The sequence below is a fragment of the Alkalibacterium putridalgicola genome (assembly GCF_040959045.1).
GTDB lineage: Bacteria > Bacillota > Bacilli > Lactobacillales > Carnobacteriaceae_A > Alkalibacterium > Alkalibacterium putridalgicola.
The window spans coordinates 1,023,882-1,042,730 of sequence record NZ_CP162615.1 but is presented as its reverse complement, the minus strand read 5'-3'; the positions used below and the strand labels follow the sequence as shown (position 1 = coordinate 1,042,730).

General features: G+C 40.0%; 14 protein-coding genes. 2 read left to right on the top strand and 12 right to left on the bottom strand.

The window, feature by feature from the left end; genetic code table 11:
- Positions 1-179: 179 nt before the first annotated feature.
- Entirely contained in the window at positions 180-2,513 is a 2,334-nt protein-coding gene (locus tag AB4027_RS05000) for a TIM-barrel domain-containing protein (RefSeq protein WP_368646242.1), read from the bottom strand.
- 364 nt (positions 2,514-2,877) lie between these two features.
- Here AB4027_RS05000 and AB4027_RS04995 point away from each other — a divergent pair, with 364 nt between their 5' ends.
- The gene (locus tag AB4027_RS04995) at positions 2,878-4,065 is read left to right on the top strand and encodes a hypothetical protein (RefSeq protein WP_368646241.1); all 1,188 of its coding nucleotides are present in this window, start codon (positions 2,878-2,880) and stop codon (positions 4,063-4,065) included.
- Positions 4,066-4,155: 90 nt separating this feature from the next.
- Here the strand turns inward: AB4027_RS04995 and AB4027_RS04990 are convergent, their stop codons facing one another.
- Genes AB4027_RS04990 through AB4027_RS04950 form a run of 9 tightly spaced genes read right to left on the bottom strand, consistent with a single transcriptional unit; the run spans position 4,156 to position 14,727 of the window.
- The gene (locus tag AB4027_RS04990) at positions 4,156-5,862 is read right to left on the bottom strand and encodes a phospho-sugar mutase (protein ID WP_368646240.1); all 1,707 of its coding nucleotides are present in this window, start codon (positions 5,860-5,862) and stop codon (positions 4,156-4,158) included.
- Positions 5,862-6,929, bottom strand: coding sequence for a glycoside hydrolase family 130 protein (locus AB4027_RS04985; protein ID WP_368646239.1), 1,068 nt, complete (start codon positions 6,927-6,929; stop codon positions 5,862-5,864). The genes AB4027_RS04990 and AB4027_RS04985 overlap by 1 nt, the downstream gene beginning before the upstream one ends.
- Positions 6,930-6,947: 18 nt before the next feature.
- Positions 6,948-7,859: a DUF1861 family protein gene (locus AB4027_RS04980; protein ID WP_368646238.1), complete on the bottom strand. Its 912-nt coding sequence runs from the start codon at positions 7,857-7,859 to the stop codon at positions 6,948-6,950.
- A 5-nt stretch (positions 7,860-7,864) separates the two neighbouring features.
- Positions 7,865-9,418, bottom strand: a complete 1,554-nt coding sequence (locus AB4027_RS04975; protein WP_368646237.1) for an alpha-amylase family glycosyl hydrolase — start codon at positions 9,416-9,418, stop codon at positions 7,865-7,867.
- A gap of 11 nt (positions 9,419-9,429) precedes the next feature.
- Entirely contained in the window at positions 9,430-10,263 is an 834-nt protein-coding gene (locus AB4027_RS04970; protein WP_368646236.1) for a carbohydrate ABC transporter permease, read from the bottom strand.
- Positions 10,250-11,131, bottom strand: a complete 882-nt coding sequence (locus AB4027_RS04965) for a carbohydrate ABC transporter permease (protein WP_368646235.1) — start codon at positions 11,129-11,131, stop codon at positions 10,250-10,252. The genes AB4027_RS04970 and AB4027_RS04965 overlap by 14 nt, the downstream gene beginning before the upstream one ends.
- Positions 11,128-12,645 (bottom strand): extracellular solute-binding protein, encoded by a 1,518-nt coding sequence (locus AB4027_RS04960; RefSeq protein WP_368646234.1) that lies wholly within the window; start codon positions 12,643-12,645, stop codon positions 11,128-11,130. The genes AB4027_RS04965 and AB4027_RS04960 overlap by 4 nt, the downstream gene beginning before the upstream one ends.
- 50 nt (positions 12,646-12,695) lie before the next feature.
- Positions 12,696-13,655, bottom strand: coding sequence for a phosphotransferase (locus tag AB4027_RS04955; RefSeq protein WP_368646233.1), 960 nt, complete (start codon positions 13,653-13,655; stop codon positions 12,696-12,698).
- 49 nt (positions 13,656-13,704) lie between these two features.
- Positions 13,705-14,727, bottom strand: coding sequence for a LacI family DNA-binding transcriptional regulator (locus AB4027_RS04950; RefSeq protein WP_368646232.1), 1,023 nt, complete (start codon positions 14,725-14,727; stop codon positions 13,705-13,707).
- Positions 14,728-14,873: 146 nt separating this feature from the next.
- Here AB4027_RS04950 and AB4027_RS04945 point away from each other — a divergent pair, with 146 nt between their 5' ends.
- Complete coding sequence (locus AB4027_RS04945; protein WP_368646231.1) at positions 14,874-15,089, top strand: hypothetical protein; 216 nt, start codon at positions 14,874-14,876, stop codon at positions 15,087-15,089.
- A 68-nt stretch (positions 15,090-15,157) separates the two neighbouring features.
- On the opposite strand, the gene nhaC is transcribed toward AB4027_RS04945, so the two are convergent.
- Both nhaC and AB4027_RS04935 read right to left on the bottom strand, forming a co-directional pair.
- Complete coding sequence (gene nhaC / locus AB4027_RS04940; RefSeq protein WP_368646230.1) at positions 15,158-16,579, bottom strand: Na+/H+ antiporter NhaC; 1,422 nt, start codon at positions 16,577-16,579, stop codon at positions 15,158-15,160.
- 955 nt (positions 16,580-17,534) lie between these two features.
- Entirely contained in the window at positions 17,535-18,842 is a 1,308-nt protein-coding gene (locus AB4027_RS04935; RefSeq protein ID WP_368646229.1) for a TIGR02679 family protein, read from the bottom strand.
- Positions 18,843-18,849 lie beyond the last annotated feature (7 nt).

The following is an 18,849-nucleotide window of genomic DNA, read 5'->3' as shown; positions in this document are numbered from 1 at the left end:
TTAGTAAAATTAGTAAATGTTTTTGTTTTCTAAATCTAAGTGCTATACTTTAATAATAAACGATATCGAAAAACTTCAGAACTGACTAGTAAAAAAAGACTTACAGAAAAGCCTGCCGGCCAACTGTAAGTCTTCATTTTATGCATTAGTTTTTCCTCTGCTAGGATTGTTTCTATTAGTCAGCTGTTCTTGATATACAGCAGTTCGAATAGGGATTCGCTCAAATACTCTTCTTCTATCTGATCCACGAGGGCGAGCAGGCTGAAGTCGGTCAGATCACTGTCAAAGCTGCTTAAAAGATCATTTTTCAGATAATGTCTTACCTGTGCCCGATGCAGTCGTTTGTATAATTCACTGCTGATATCCTGCTTTTTGATTATTTTGAAGTGATCGAATCTGATGGTCGTGTGATCGGCATTTTGAGGAATGATCGTAACCGATGTCCGATTCAAGTCTTCTGAAAATCTTGCAATCTCCACTTTCCCATTCTCAAAGCTTGTGACTTCAACTTTTTTTGAGGCGTTGAATTGGATGATATGCTTACGATTTTGAGGCAGGATCTTTCCCGGATCCTCTGTTTTGATGGTCAAACGCTGATCTAAAACATTCAACTCCAACGTTGTAATGGACCGAACACCATTTTGATCTTCCACTAAATCAAAGGCATTGCTTTGGCCGGGATAGATCAGCCACTCGATCTCTTCCGGCAGATCACTGGCTCTGGTTTCAGTCGGTTTATGATCCAAAGGGATGATGCACCCAGCTCGTGCGAAGGCAGGGATCATTGACTCATCGCGATAGATCTTCATTTCAACTTTGCCTCCGTACCGTAAATTGGTGAAAATATCGAACCACATCCCTTCAGGCAGGTAGACACGCTCGCTGCCGTAAAGCGTTTCTTCATCTCTTTTATGCGTGATCGGCAGAACGAGCAGCTGATCACCGAAGAAGTACTCGTTCTTATTGTTATAGCCGGCTTCATCCATCGCACAATTGTAATAAAGCGGCTGGATAACTGGGATTCCTTCTTCACTGTTGCGGACATTCAACGTATACAGATACGGGATCAAGGCATGACGAAGCCTCAAAAATTTTACCATTTGTTTTCTTATATTATCCGTATAGTTCCACGGTTCTTTGCTCGTAAAGGCGCTCTTTGAACTGTGGAGCCGGTTGATGGGACTAAATACGCCAAACTGAACCCATCTCAGTATCAGTTCTTCATCTCTATGCCCTTTATTGTTTCCTCCAATATCATGACTCCACCAGGTAAAGCCGATATTGGAAGAGGTCGCGGTCAAATAAGGCTGGAACCGCAGAGATTCCCAGGAAATCACCGAATCACCGGAAAAACCGACGGGATAACGTTGACTGCCGGGCCCCGCATATCGTGACAAGATCAGCGCATCATTTTCACGTTTTTTTAGATCTTCATAATAATAGTGATTGAGCAGCCAGAGCGGATCGACGATGCTGCGGCTGTACTCGCCCTGCTGCCAGTCGATCCACCAGAAATCGACCCCCTGTTCTTCCAACGGATGATTCACATCTTCAAAATAGGTTTCTCGAAAAGTCTCATTCATCAGGTCGAAACTGGCCGGCTCTTCCATCTGTTTATTCAGATCCAATTTATCAGCCACAATATCATACTGTTCCTCAAAGCCTCTGATACCGTCAGCCGGATGCACGTTCAAGGTCACGGAAAATCCCCGGTCATGAAGCTTTGTCAAAAAAGATTCTGGATCAGGAAAGATTTCCTTGTTCCAGGTGTACCCTGTCCAGCCGCTCCCGTATTTAGATGGAATATCAGTCAAATGCCAGTCCATATCCAGGACGGCCACTGAAAAAGGAATGTCTTCCACTTCGAAACGGTCTATCAGTGCCAGATACGACTGTTCTGAATAGGTCCAGTATCGGCTCCACCAGTTACCCAAAGCATAGCGCGGCAACAGTGGCGGATGTCCGGACAGCCGGTAAAAGTCCTTGATCGCTTTCAGATAGTCTCTCCCATATGCAAAAAAATAGATATCTTTCTGCTGGTGTCCTCTTGGACTGATCGTATCATCTTGATTAAAAATAAAGGAATTGGAATCATCCAGTACCGCATACCCGGCTTTGGATATGATACTCTCCTCTAGCTCCGCCTCGCCATCCACTTCATCCACTGTTCGAAGGGATCCTTTTAAAGTGGGAATGTACTGGCCATAATACCAGCGGTTCGAATACTCGGTAAACCGGTACCTTGCATCAACGAATAAATTATGTGGAGCGAACGCTTCCTCTTTCATATAGCAAAGATGGAAGGCATCCGTCAGAATCTCTACCATGTTCTCAGAGTCCTTCACTTCAAAATCCACGTCGTCAGTAAACCGGTTGATGACGATCTGAGTGGATCGGTCCTCAAAAATCCCTTCTTCAGAAAATTCCATTCGTATCAGTTTGTCTGTGATCACGGTGAAGCGGTACCTTTCTCCCTGAACGATCGACTTATCGATGATTTCTGGTTGCTTCATGAGGACCGGCTCCTTTTCTGTAAGCTTTTCCAAATAGTCAGTTTGCTTAGCTTCATTATAACTAAAGTTATCGCTTTTACACAAAGATAAGAGACAGGATTGTTTTTTACACTTCCGGTTTTTTCTATTATGAAAAGGATCGTTATCACTAACGACTTTTTTCACATAGTGGTAGAATAGATTCAAGAAAGATAGTCACGATGGCTTTCTGTCCGCTACCTTCTCACCCGTTTATTCCATCATCTACTTCCGCTCAGTAATCCCTGTCTCGATCACGTTACTTTTACTTACCAAGAGAGGTGTCCTTTATATGAAGATTAAATAGCTGCCAGTTCAGTTTTTCAAAAAAAGGAGGTCAATTATAATGAAGCAAATCAGTAATAAACCAAGCAAGCGAAAACTTTCAGTCATCATTTTTTTCTTACTCTCACTCGTTGTTATGGCCGGTACCGTCTCAGCACAGCCACACGTGTTCAACCGCGAGGCCAGGCATACGCATCAGGAAGGAGAAACGATCGACGGCCCCGGATTCTTTGCGGGAGACACAGTCCAGATCGATGGTGACATCAACGGGACGACGTTTGCATCCGGCGATCAAATCGAAGTCAACGGCGACATCAATGGGGCCCTTTTCGTCATCGGCGAATCGGTCAGGGTAAACGGTGAAGTCAATGGTAACATCTACGGACTCGGCCAGAAAATCCGCTTCAGTGGTCAAAATGACGGAGAAGTCTTCCTTGCCGGAGAAACAGTCACGATCGATCAAGAAGCTCAAACAGGTCGTGATCTTTTTGTAGCCGGTGTGGATGTACTGATATATGGTGAAGTCCCGCGTCACCTCTTTTCAGCAGGGGAATCAATCACCCTCAACAGTATGATCGGTGGGGACGCCAATGTGACCGGTGAAGACATCACCTTGAATGACTCGGCTTCTATCGAAGGAGATTTCATTTACGAAAGCCCTAACGAAGCGAATATGTCTCAAAATGCAACGGTAGCCGGACAGACGGATTACACCGAAAGAGAACCCTGGGACAACATGAGAATGACGTTCAGTCAGCAGGAAAGATGGCTGTTCAGAATTTTGTATGCTATATGGTACTTCCTGTCAGCTCTTGTCATCTGGCTGGTCATCCGTCTTGTGCGTCCTCATTACTGGACGGACAACTCACGTCCTATCGCCACCATGCCGCTTAAAACGATGGGCTTCGGTTTACTGACAATTATCGCCACGCCCTTTGTGATACTGCTCTTAATGGTCACCATTATAGGGATCCCGATGGGCATCATTCTGGCTTTGCTCTACGGCATCGCCATTGCTTTCTCAAAAATCGTCGTGGCAACGTTTATTGGATCATACATTTTTAAAGCTTCTGACCAGGAAAGCTTCGGCAAGGAATTCCTGATCGTTTTAACCGGTCTTCTGATTTTGGACCTGCTGATCCTGATTCCTTATCTCGGCTGGGTCGTCAGTTTCTTCGTAGGTATAACTGGTGTCGGTGCCTTGGTTTTATTCAGGCGGGAACCTAAAGAGACCGATCCAGCGTATTGATTATTGTTGAAAGGTTTCATTGAGATTAAGTAATTTAAGTATGTTGAAACAGAAAAACATGCTCCCAATATAAGGGTGCATGTTTTTCTGTTAAAGTAATATTTTGAATAAATTATCTTTTAGATTTTCAAGTTTAGTTGTAGCTTTTTCCATTGTTACCTCTTTTGCCGAGAAATAGAATTTGTATTTGGGCTCTGTACCAGAAGGACGAATAGCTATCCATGATTGGTCATCAAAAATTAATTTAAGTACATCAGATTTAGGTAGGTCAATAGTCGTCGTACTTCCAGATAGTACTACTCTTTCACTAGTAGAATAATCTTCAAGAATAGATAATTTAAAGTCGCCAAATCCTTCTTTTAAATTCTCTTGAAATTCTGAAATATTTTTTTTGATAGATTCTTTTTGCTCATCACTGTCCAATTTAACTGTCACAAGATCCTCAGCGTAATAACCAAATTCTTTGTACAAATTATCCAGTACTTCTATTAGCGAGATATTTTTATTATGATAATACAATGCAGCCTCGAGTAATAAGACTACAGCCTGAATCGCATCTTTATCTCTTACTATTGAACTGAAAAGATAACCGTAGCTCTCTTCATAACCAAATAGAAAGTCCTTTTCTTCACTTTTTTCCATTCTGGTAATTACTTCACCGATATACTTAAATCCGGTTAATGTATTGATAACCTCAACATCATTTCTTCTTGCGATTTCTGCTCCAAGCTCAGACGTTACTATTGTCTTGATTAATACCGAGTCCTTCAAAGCTCCATTATTACTATTCTCTATTAAATAGGATAAAAGTATAGCTCCTAGCTGGTTCCCAGTTAAATACGTATAATGGTCATTTTCAAAAACAGCGACACCTAATCGATCAGCATCAGGATCAGTGGCCATAATAACATTGGCTTGTTGCTTCTTACCTAAAATCTCTGCATACGCAAAAGCCTCTTTATCTTCAGGGTTAGGGGAATTAACTGTTTCAAAAGTTCCATCAACTGTCAGCTGCTCCTGTACAAGGGAATAATTTTTGAATTTGAGAGACTCAAAAGCCTTTTTAATAATGCCCAGTCCTGCTCCATGTAATGGAGTATAAACGACGTTGAAGTCAGTAGCCTCTTTAAAAAGTTCAGGCTCTTTTAGATCTTTTTCTAGTTCTTTTAAATAAGCGTCATCCAGTTCATCACTAACAAGTGTCACATTCCCATCAGAAATAACCGATTCAAATGAACCGTTTTCTAATTGAAGTTCATTAGTGACTTCACTCAGTTCCTCAACAATTGCATCAGCCATCGTTTCGGTCATTTGACCACCCGTATAGTCATAAATTTTATAACCATTGTAATTTGGCGGATTATGACTAGCTGTTATCATGACTCCGCCAGCAGTTTTATACTTTCTGACCATATATGAGAGTAATGGAGTCGGTCTAGTTTCATCAGAAAGATATACATTGAAACCCTGCGAAGCTGCCAGATAAGCAACATTCTCTGCAAATTCTTTTGAATAATGACGCGTATCGTAACTGATTGCTATCCCTTTACTTTTTGAATCTTTGACATACTTAATTAAATAATTTAAAAAACCCTGAGTAATTCGTCGGACAGTGTAGTGGTTGATACGATTGATTCCCGCGCCGAAAGTGCCTCTTGCACCACCTGTTCCGAACGCCAAATGTTTTCCGAATCGATCCTGAGCTTCTTCCTTAGTTAATCCGTTCAGATCGTCCGTAATGTAAGAATGATCATGTACAACAGACTGCCATTCGTTGTATTTTCTTTCCCAATCCATTACTTTGACTCCTTTAAATGAGTTATTATCTCCTGAATAGAGATGTCACAACCAGCAATGGACGTATCTGCCACGCCGTAATACATTGTCAAGCTGTCATCATCTTTTTGAGTAGCACCACAGCCGAAAACCACTTCATTGAAGAAGCCATTTTTCTCATAGTCTTCTTCTGGTTCCATGAAAGGTGCTTCTGAACGAGCAAGTACTCTGGTTGGATCTTCCAAGTCAAGAAGCAAGGCACCCATGCAGTAACGTGATTGATGTGAAGCGCCGTGATATAAGACGACCCAACCCTCGGATGTTTTAACAGGTGTCAGCCCTGCACCGATACGTTCTTCATCCCAATTTCCTTCTCGCACACCTGCCAAATGCTGGTGATTTCCCCAGTGTTTCGTATCAGGTGATTCTGCGATCCAAATATCATAATTTCCAATACTTTTTAGAACCGGTCTATGCAGGGCATAGTAAAGTCCATTGATTTTTTCCGGGAAAAGCACGACATCTTTGTTTTCTGGTGCAAAGATAATACCCTGGTCCGTGAATGACTCAAAGTCTTTAGTTGTCACGAGGGACACGGCGACACCTTTTTCTGAAACAGACGTAAAATCGATATAGTATGTATCGTCGATTTTAGTCACGCGTGGGTCTTCGATTCCAAAAGTCTGATAGTCATTGTACGGGTACAAGAATGGCTCATCATCTATTGAAAATTCTATACCACCCTTACTTCTTGCTATTCTGACATAAGAGAGTGACGTTAAATATGATAGACCTTCTAGTTTATCTTGTCTGCGTACAACTCTGGGATCATCAAAATTATATTCATCATCTTCTATGCTAAAGTTTTTAATAGTTATTTCTCTTGTTTCAGGATCAACGACAGGAACTTTAACTATCGATGGATCATCTACAATCGGACGCTCTGCTACACGCATTAAGAGAAGTGTTTCTCCATTGTACTCAGCCACACCAGCATTAAATGCTCCAATCACTTCGAATCCTTCGTGATATGGCTTGACGTCTTCGGGAGTTATAATCGGGTTTTCTTTAAATCGTTTAATAGTCATACACTAACTTCTCCTTTTTTATCTAAATGGATCTAGAATTGTTACTTTCTGTGCCCGGGCATCACTGATACCTGAATACAAGGTCGCTTCGTTTCCAGAACGTACTAAACCTCCACTGAATATTACATCTTGCAGATCCAGTCGTTTTGTAGGGCCCTCTAGAAAATCATTACGCTCTGCAATAATTTTTAACTCACTTGGCGTCATGGTCTCGATATCTAAAGTAAAGGCCATTGAGTAATAGTGACGATCCCCAGATTTATCAAATTTGGCAATATGTCCTAGCACACCTACAGTTTTATTGTCTAGCAGATGCACTTCGTTGGCTCCGCCCCATTCATCTTCTGGATACATATCATCAAAAAGGCTGGCAGAATTGATAACCTCAACACTCAAATCATTTAATGAAGCTACCACTACTGCTCCAATCGTACCTCTACCGCCAGGGTTCCCTTGAGGACGAGTCATGACCAGTATTCTTCCATCGTGCAGTTCTTTTAATCGTAAGTCTTTCATCCCCATAGGACCTTCAAATATTCGTTCCAGACTTTGCAGCGTTTCACCTTTGTAAAATACTGTACGCCATTTAAAAATCCCAGGCTCTTCTTTGGATTCGAATATTTCTACCCCGCCGAAGACTAATTCATCCTCAACAAATGTAACGAACGGATCCTGAAGTTCAAAAACAGGTGCTTCATCATCTACTGTCCAAACATTCATATTGTTCTTGAAAAAGTAGACTTTTGAATGTTCGCTATCTCGTTTTTCCACTCTGCCAGCAATGTATTTAGTATTATTGATGATGAAAGGAGCAGTAACGTTGTATACATCAAACCCTTTCACACCTTCAAATATAATATGTTCAGGATTTTTAGTTTGTTCTTTTAATGTTTCTCTGTACGTACCCAATAATTTATCTACAGTATTCAAAAGTTTCACTCTCTTTCATTAAGTTTTATAACAACTGAACTATAGCTGCTTAATTTTATTTGATCATTTTCGATTATTACATCACCGGTCTCAGACAAGACGTGGAAATATTTGGTCGAGCATGGAAACGTCCTCATTTTCTCGCCAAAATGTAAATATACGCGTATGTTCTTTCGTTGGAAAACCAGAGAGCCTTTAGCAGTTTCAAATAGATTGTAGTCACTTGAACCTAAGTCTAAATCAGCTCGTATCTTGATCATTTTCTTATAGAAATCCATGATCACCATTTTAAATGGATTATCTTCGCTTTTTTTGATCCAGTACTGCTTGTCAGATTCTTGCTCATCGTCCCAAGACATTGGAGTCCTTCCCCCATCTCTCGTGTTTCTCTGTGCTTTTTTTAATGCTTCTGATTCTGACTTTCCTTTGCTTATCGCATCGTAATAAGCGTTTAAGCCCTGAACATCTCTAAAATCGGATAGTTTCTCCGGTACGGAATTACGCATACCAAACTCTTCACCAAAATAAATAAAAGGAACACCTTTGGCCAAGAGTAAAAATGTCAGAAGCATTTTGTAGGTGTTCAAATGATTAGCTGCTAACCTGTCCCAGCTACGTTTTAGATCGTGACTACCAAAAAATAAAGTTGGTATCTTTTCTCCAATATAGAACTCGTTCATCTTATTCAGTTCAGAAAAAAAGACAGACAAATCTAACTTTTCTAAACTCCCAATATTGAAGTTAAAAGTTAAATCAAAGAGTCCGTCTTGAGCATAATGAGAGATGAAATCTAAATCATCAGAACTTATTTCTCCTACGAGTAACACATCTGAATTAATTGATTTGATATGTGTTACCAAATCAGACAGAACAGCATCTAACCCTTCCTGATCTTTATCATATGAATGCAGCTGTTCTTCCTGTGAATCGTATGGGTTGTCTTCAAAATTCAGCTCAACAGTAAGATTGTTAATAACATCTAATCTAAATCCGTCGACACCTTTACCCAACCAGAATTCCAGCATCTTATAAATTTCTCTCTTAACTTCTGAGTTAGACCAGTTTAAATCTGCCTGCTCTTTTGCAAAACTGTGATAATAATATTGTTTTGTGGTTTCATCATATTCCCAGGCACTTCCACCAAAATATGATTCCCAGTTGTTAGGCTTATCTTTCCAAATATACCAATCTCTCTTGGACGAACTAATAGAGGATTTCGATTCTTGAAACCATTCGTGATTTGTTGACGTATGATTGATCACAATATCGATGATGACTTTAATGTCTCGCTTTTTAGCTTCTTGAATAAAACATTCAAAATCTTCCATCGTACCATACTGCGGATCTACTGCGGTGTAGTCACTAATATCGTAACCATTATCTATTTTAGGAGAAGGATAAAAAGGAGTAAGCCAAACTCCTTTAACACCTAGCTCTTCAAGGTGGCTGAGTTTTTCAGTGATCCCTTTGAAATCACCGATGCCATCTTGATTTCCATCTCTAAATGAAGGTATATAAATTTGATAAAAAACGGTCTCGTTCCACCACTGTTTATTCACTGATATTCTCCTTATTTATTCGTGTCTTGGAACCCTTCTTGGAATCTTCTCGAAAAGAGCAAGAAAAGCACAATCAAAGGTAGTGTTAATAATACAGATGCGGCATACATAGGTCCTGGATACGATCCATAAGGACCAAACATCTGAGAAATAAGAACGTTTAACGTTACATTATCACTACTACCTGCAACAATCATATCCCATAAAAGATTTGTCCATCTCTCTGTATATAAGAACAAAAACACGACAGAAGTAATCGATTTTGACATGGGTATGACAATTTGGAATAAAATTTTCATATCGGACGCACCATCCAATTTGGCAGCTTCGATCAATGAATCAGGAATTCCTTTAAAAAAGTTAGTATACATAAATATTGCCCATAAACTAACCATAGTAGGTACGATCATACCGCTAAAAGTATTGATCAATCCTACTTCAGCTACCATTAAAAATTGAGGAATTAAAAGTATGACAGCTGGGAAAAACATTTGAAAAAGTATGAAGTTGTTGACGAATTTTTTACCTTTAAAGTCGACTTTTGCTAGTGCATAAGCGACCATAACAGCAAATAAAACCATCAGTACGGTTGTCACAGTAGTTACGAAGAATGTATTAGCAAAAGCTCTTAACCAAGGTGCCCTTACAGATACTTCTGATCCTCCTAGCAGAAACTGCCATGATCTTAGTGTAAACTCAGTTGGAATTAAACTTCTATCTACTTGATCCCAGGCCGCAAAAGAATGCATAACTAAATATATATAAGGAAAAATCATCGCTAGTAATATAAAAGTTGTAAAAATATATAGCCAGGTTGTTCTTCCCTTTTCATTATGTCCAACCATTGCTTTCGCCCCATTTCTGAATAAATTTTCTGAATACTCCAACAGTCATAAATGTAATGACCGAACTAATCAATGAAATCGCAGAAGCATAACCAGATTGCAGACTTACAAAAGCTTCTTTGTAGATTTCCATCTGCCACGTATTAGTTGCATTGTTGGGACCGCCGCCTGTTAATTGATAAACCTCAGTAAAGATACCGAATGTGATACCTACAGCTAAAATCATAACAGTGATCAGAGCTGGGTATAGCATTGGAATCGTAATTTGGAAAAACATGTTTTTCCTTGTTGCACCATCAATAGCTGCTGCCTCATACAATGTTTTGTTAATATTTTCTAATCCCGAGTGTAAAATCAGGGCATAATAACCGGACATTTTCCAAGCAATCATTAAGGAAATAATAACCAGAGCTGTGTTCGGATTTCCTAACCAGTCAATTTGAAGACCGAATTGATTTCTCAAAAACCTATTAAACGTCCCATTGTAAGAGAGCAAACCGTTAACAATCAACGAAGTTACAACGCCACTAGATAGATAAGGCAGGAAAAATGCAACGAGATACAAACCTTTAAATTTTGGTAAGGCATTAACGAGCACCGCAATTAACATAGATAGTGCCAACACAAGCGGAACGAATACAATTAGAAACTTATATGTGACAAAGAATGCAGCGTGTACACCTGTACTTTGAGCGGCTTCAATGAAATTATCGAAGCCGACAAAATTAATAGTGGGTGACATCATATCCCAGTCTGTAAATGACAACCATAAAGCAAAGCCTAAGGGTATCAGAAATATGAATACCGTGAATATCAAGTACGGGCTGGTTAGTAACCAGCCCAATTTGTTATTTTTTTTGTTTATCATTCTAACTCTCCTTGTAACGCTTCAACCATATCCTCCCATGCTCCTTGTGCTTCTTTATCTCCTCTAACCACTGGATTCCATGCTTCTTCTCCTATAATTTCCATCAGACTGTTGAAATCAGCATTGTCCATTGGCGGAACTGCATTTGGAACATTCTCAGCATAAACCATCATTTGAGGATTTTCTTCGAAATATTCAGCAAACTCCTCACTCTCAGCAGCATCATCACGAGCTGGTATTAAACTGGTTGTTTCGAGCCAATCTAGATCATTTTCTATATCGGAAAACACATATTCTAGAAAGACCATTGCTGCATTTCGTTCTTCTTCTGTTGCCTGTTCATATACGACTACACCTTTAGCATCTGCAAAGGTATAAGCCCCTTCATTTGTTTCCATACTATCAGGAACGACTGGCGGAGTTACTTCATAGTTTTCACCGTAAACTAATTCCGGGTATTGTTCGGACCAATTTGGAAATGCCCAAGGTCCTAAGTCAGCCATGACGCTTGTTCCATTTTCAAAAGGATCTGTATCAGGCGATGTTAATAAAGCATTATTTTCTCTTAAGGAATCCATCAATCCCAGTAACTCTGTACCAGCTTCTTCGTCAGCAATTAAATCGCTTCCTTCTATAAAGCCATTCCCTTCACTTGCAGCGTTGTACATTGGGAAGAAGTCAAAGTATCTCATCCAGCCAGTTGAATCACTCAAATCAGCTTTAGCCCAGACAACTCGATTAGAGTCCTCCGATAATAATTCAGCTACTTCTATAAGATCAGAATAAGTTTGAGGCACTTCGTTCACACCAATTTCTTCAAGCAAATCAGTTCTCCATCCAAATAATATAGGGTTAGAGTATACCGGCATAATGTATTGGTTTCCATCGGCAAATGACCACGTTTCGATTGTATTTGTCATTGCTCTATTTTCTATTAACTCGTCAAATCCTTCCAACTCATTTAAAGGAATAACAACTTCACTATTGACAAGCTGTGCTCCAAAGCTTCGCGTAATATTTTCTGATATCGTTGGGGCTGTATTTGATGCGACAGCTGATTGAATTGTTGCTTCGGAAGATGGACTTTCCTGCATCTGGCTAACTTCCACCACAATATCTTCATTCTCAGCCATGAAGTCCTCAGCCTGTTGCTGCCAAAAGCGCTCTTGGGTTGGGTTAGGAGCCGCCCAGAATGTTATCGTAGTCTGCTCTTCATTTCCTTCTCCATTATTTGCAGTATCAGTATCTTCATTATTACCACATGCAGCTAGTAACATTGTTGTTGCCATAAAACCCGCACTATACATTGCCTTTTTTCTTAGATTCATTATTATTCCTCCTGTTTTTATGGATACGCTAGTATCCGCTTTCATTACATCCTTATAATATATCATTACGTTACACGTGTCAACATAAATAATGATTATTATAAAATAATAATGTAACGTTACAATTTCCAATATTATATTATTCATATTTTTATCAAAAAAAATGACCTTAAGATAAGAATACATCTAGCAGGTCATCCTTGAACTAATGCTGATTTTACATAAAAATTTATTTATTATTCCTTAAATAGTTTTGAATAGAAAGCTTCTCTACCTAATAGATTTAAGGACTCAATCTTTCTTCGTTCATAAAAATCATAATACTCCCCTCGCTCAAAGTACCATAAACAATCAATTAAAGTTATGAATTTTAACAAATCATATAAGTGGACTTTATCTACTTCGTTTATCCCGAAAAGTTTATCATAAAGCCTAATGTAATCTTTTGCATCAGTTAAGTTTAAGATATCTTCCTTTTCAAAATCCTTCCAATTATTATGATTAAACGAGGGTTCAAAAAAGTTAATAAATGATACTACATCATAACAGCGATACGTATAATTAGCATCGTCAAAATCGATCAATGCCTCAAACTCATCTTTTATAAAGAAGATGTTTAAGGGATTATAATCAGTATGACAAATACTTCTTCTCATCTCATCCGGCAATATTAATTTTTCAAATTCTTTAAGCCACCAGCTGTATTTTTTTTTTGCATTCTCTGTGTTGATAGTATTCACTTTCTCTTTCACGAGTGTAGATATCTCATGAGGTGTATACGTGAGTCTGTTTTTCACATGTTTAAACTCGACAGATTCAGTAAGTTCGTGAAGAAGACCCATTTTTTTGATAACCTGCTGGATGTGTTTCTTAGATGGATTAATTATATGTTCTCCTTCGATATACTTAAAAATAATATATGGATGTCCCTTATGCTTCTGTAAAGACTTATTCTCTGATGATACTATTGACGCTGTTGGGAAGTTATTCTCTACTAGATAATGAATGAGTGAATATTCGAAAAGTACTTCCTCATAGTTTCTGTTGATATAGTATTTTAATATAAAAGTTCCATTTGTTGTGTTCAATTTTAAGTTAAACTGAACGGTACCCTCTAATAATAAAGTGTAATTTATTAACTCCCCTATGTCATAATTTGTTAACATTGTTTGTATATCTTCTTTTAGAAGTTTCAATTAACTCACCTCCATTCGATTAAATGCTCTTGTTATTAATCACAAAAAACTAATCAGTATGACTCTTCAGAACCGATGCACGCTCGTAAAATTCAGGTAAAATCCTAATCTCTGTATACGATTCTTCCGGATTGAGCAATCTATACCCCATACGACTATATGAAATTTTAGCCAATAACTTTAAATCGGTTCCTACACATGTTATTGGCGGAGATGACTGGCGTGAGAAATCAGTATCATCAAAACAAACAATCGATACATCTTCTGGCACACTAAATCCTTTAGAATGGAGATACGTGTTAAGTATGAACGCTAAACCAGAATTAACACAGAACCATGATTCTGGCATTTTATCCAAATTAGAGATCCTCTCAAATAGAGCTTTCTGTTCTTCCTGTATATCTGAAATCACATATGAAGAATCAAATGCAAGAGAATGATCCTCCAACGCTTGGCGATAACCAATGTAACGTTCTCTATAACTTGGGGAGAGACTAGTGTTACCTATAAAACCGATTTCTTTAATACCTTGTTTTATTAAATAGTCAACTAAGTCATACGTTCCGAACTCATTTTGACTAACTACAGAATCAGTTTTCAGTTTAGGTGAATGGTGATCAATTAAAACTGTGGGGTATTTTAAATTAATAATATTCTCAATAAATTCATTCGTTATATGACTCAATATAAATATTCCTGTCAACTCGCTAGTGTATTTTTTTATTTTAGATAATATTAGTGTCTGTTGTTCAATGTTATCTCGAGGAATCTCTATAACTTCGATAGTGTCTTTATTCTCTTTCACTATATCCTTCAATTCTTCTATAATAATCCCAAAAAATCCTGTTTGAGTTATCGCAAAAGAAGATACTAGTAATATAAAATGCTTACTTCCACTTTTGGCTTCTTCAACTTTGTCTTTATTATAGATATAGCCTATTCTTTCAGCTATTGCTTTAACCTCTCTTTTCGTTTGTTCACTCACACCATTCTTGTTTCTTAACGCACGCGATATTGTGTTTCTGGATACATTCAACTCATCAGCTATATCTTGCATCGTGGGTTTTTTCATTCAAATTTCTCCTTAATGTATTATGTCAGTGACGATAAACGTTACAATAACGTTATGTAACGTTACTAATTTATTTTATACTAAACTGCATACGATTACAACTTACTTCTTTAATTTCTTTCTTGTTCTATATCTCCAAGATCATAGTGGCGCTGTTCATCGGCTCTTTGATCTTGAAAGCCTACGTCAGGGAAAGCTTGGGCAAGGAACTCCTGCTGGTACTTCTAGGCCTGTTCATTCTGGAGCTGCTGATGCTGATCCCTTACCTCGGCTGGCTCATCAGATTGCTTGTGGTCATCACAGGACTCGGTGCACTGCTCGTGTTCAGGCGCGAACCTGATGAAACGGATCCTGCGTACTAATCATTAATATATAAAGAAGAGCGACGACCTTATAAACAGGCTCGTCGCTCTTCTATTTCATTATTCGATTAAACAGTGCCGTCTTCTGCCATAGTAGTCTTCTCTTCTTCTGTCATATAAGCAACTGTTGTGCCCACGTAAGTTAGAAGGATCACCACGACCGGTGTCAGCAAGTTGAATACGGCATAAGGCGCATACTCTAAAGTTGGCACACCCAAAGCTGTCGCCATAAAGACGCCGCACGTCGACCAGGGGATCAGTGGAGAGGATATGGTCCCTGAACTTTCCAATGCATTCGACAGGGTCTTTGGATGAAGACCTCTTTCCGTATAAGCCTTTTTGAACATGCGGCCAGGAATGATGATCGAAATATACTGTTCCGGCATCGTCACATTACTGAACAGACTCGATAACATCGTGGCGCTGATCAAGCCGATCGTCGACTGAACGTTTTTCAGGATAACGCCTAAAAGGACTTTCAGCATCCCCGTACTTTCTGCGATCCCTCCGAACATCATGGCGATGACGGTCAGCGAGACCGCGTACATCATCGCTTCCAGACCGCCGTTGGTCAGCAGTTCGTCGATATTTGCGATGCCGGTGTCACTGACGTAGCCTGACATCCCTGATGCGATCAGTTCACCCAGAGTATTGCCCTGGATGAGCATACCCAATCCAGCTGCACTCAAAATGCCCAAAACGATCCCAGGGATAGCCGGTATCTTCATAGCGATCCCAACGATAACGAGCACCGGCGGCAGGATCAGCCACGGACTCACGGAAAAGTTGATGGCGATCCCTGACTGAATCTCCTGTATAACGGATAGATTCGTCTCTCCTCCCCCGTATGGCTGTCCCATAAAGTAAAAGATGACAAGACTGGTGACATAGGTGATGACCGTCGGCAGCGTCATGAACTTCACGTGCGTAAAGACGTCTGTTCCAGCCATTGCCGGCGCCAGGTTCGTGGTATCTGACAGCGGAGACATCTTGTCGCCCAAGTAAGCGCCCGATATGATCGCACCGGCGGTCATCGGTGCCGGTATCCCAAGCCCTGCGGCGATGCCCATCAAGGCGATCTCCATCGTTCCGGCCGTCCCCCAAGATGAACCGGTCGCAAGGGCCGTAATGGATGTGATCAGTACCGTTGCCGGCAGGAAAAAGCCCGGTGACAAGATACTCAAGCCGTAAGAAATCATCGTAGGTACGACGCCTGAAACGATCCAGACGCCGATCAGTATCCCAATAACGATCAGAATGATCAGTGACTGCATCGCCTGGTTGATCCCGTCGATCATGAACTTTTCGATCGTACTCCACTTGTAGCCGATACGCAGTGACACGAGCGTCGCGATGATCACACCTAAAAACATCGGGATATGCGGATCAGCGCCGTAAGCCACGATCGACACAGCCATTATTAGGATAAGCGTCCCAAATACGACCAGCGCTTCCCATAGATTTGCTTCTCTTATAGATTCTTTATTCATCCAATTCTCCTAAACGCATTTTTTTAAGGTAGACACAAAAAAAGACTGACTGCTCAGTCTTTTAGTCATACTGACTTATTCTAGTATATTTTGCATCGGACTACAATGGTGATTCAGGAATTTAGCCCTTGAAATTCCTGAATCCATCCACTTTCGAGGTTTCAAATGCTCGCTCGAGCAGAGTGACGTTCCTGAGTGAGCACTTTAGTGAGTGGAATGTCGATGTCGTTTGTATGAGTGATCGTGAGTGAGCACTTTTAGAAACTATTTGTCGCAGTCACTGAATATTTCAATCTGGGTGAACACTTTTCAGAACCAAATGTCGTACTGATGGAGCGAGCGATGTACCAGCCGACATTTTTTCACGCAAAATGTCGCACTCATCGGATAAAAAAATGCTGGGTCAGCATTTTTCCTTCTGAAATGTCTTGCTCACTTCGATTTACTCACACGAGTGAACACTTTCTAGCTTGGGATGTCGTTCTCGCTGCATAAACCTTGAACGAGTCAGCACTTGTCCCTTTCCCAATGTCAAAAATGACGAACTCAGCTATCATATTTTCTGACCTGGTCATCTATGGAACGAAACGGCAAAGTCATGAGAGTTAGATTCACGACTTTGCCATTTTCATCCAGAAATGACAGAGTCACAGGTATGGCAAGTGTTCAGCATGTCATCCGTGCCTGTAAAAGGTCAACTCACCCACACAAACCCATTTGACTCTGTCATTTTCATTTTATAATGACCAGCTCGCTTACCAAAATTTACTGACCCTGTCATTTCAGTGGCAAAACGACAAGGTCAGACATTTGGTCACCACGAGTCTGTCATCTTCTATTAATAACGACACACTCGGAAAACTCTTTTCAACCAGTCTGTCATCAAGCCCTTCAACGACCCCTTAAAATACGAAAAAGTGACATCAGCGAGCCACTACTCGCTGATGTCACTTCTTTAAATTTCTTCTTTTAGTTCACTGACCATTTCATCAAGTAAGGCTTCCTGATAGCCTGGAGATTTTTTATGCAGCATTGCTTTCTTTAAACTATCCAGAGATGGATGCTCGATGATATTAAGTTGATTAAGGCGATTGTCAGATAGATTTTCATCTTCGGAAACGGCTTTATCATAAGACTCGACATCCATTTTCCATAACTTGACAGAGTTCGGATATCGCATCAGCAAACGATATGACATACCGAGACCTTCGGGATCAAGATCACTGGCATAATGTAACAGACACCCTTCCGCAACTAAGAGATCAAAACTTTTCCAGGCTGATAATTTGAACTGACCGTGCGTACATACGAGAGGAATATTAGGCACTTCATCTAGTAGGCTCGAAAATATCCCAGAATTTTCCACGATCCAGACATCCGTAGCCGCCTCATCTTTCCCGTTATTAGGATATAAGGCTTGGACGTCAAGAAGTTCTCGGATCGGCACGTTTAAAACTGAGTGCGTCGCACACGCCACTTTCCAAACTTTCTCTTTATCACTCGTAGTTTCAGCTAGAATATTTGCCATCGTCACATAATTCGTTATATCATCCCGAAGAATATTATAAGTAAGCAGCAGCTCAGTAATGTCTTCGCTGGTTGACGGCACCTGCAACGGTTCTTTTAAAGGCAGACTCTGTTTATAAGCCAGCAGATGGATCAGCAGCCGTCCAAGTTCTTTATTCCTGTCGAATGCATGAGGCTGCCCTGTAATCTTCTGGGCAAAAACAGGCAATCTGATCGGGGTATCAGGTAATGATTCAATGGAACGGTTTAATGATGCAGTATAAGCCTTAAATGTTTCATATGAAGTATCCATCAAGCGGTGGATCCAGTAAGTATCCGACGATTTAACCTCAAGATAGTTTAACCAGTCGGTGATCCACGGATTATCTGATAAGAGCTCGACAAAAAAAGCCTGTTTATTTTCTGCTTCATTCTCCAATCGTTCCTTATTTGATATCATCGGCTCATCGAAATAGGCTTCCAATAAAGTCTTCAAGTCATCGACTTCGAATTTGTATTTTAGCAGCTGTTTTTCAAATTGAGTCAAGGTGACATGTCTTTTTTCCAGCATTTTATCTGAACGCATCCCGAGAAAAGTGGCTAGTTCAAAAAGCTCCTCTTCTGAATAAGAAGCAAGCGAGACTCCGCCTCCTACTCGGCCGAGCGACTCGTACTTTTTCTTGAAAGAACGAAATAACTTTCCGTAAACTTTATTTGATTTAAAAAACTTTACGGCATCTTTGAGTGTTTTCTTCATAGCTTTC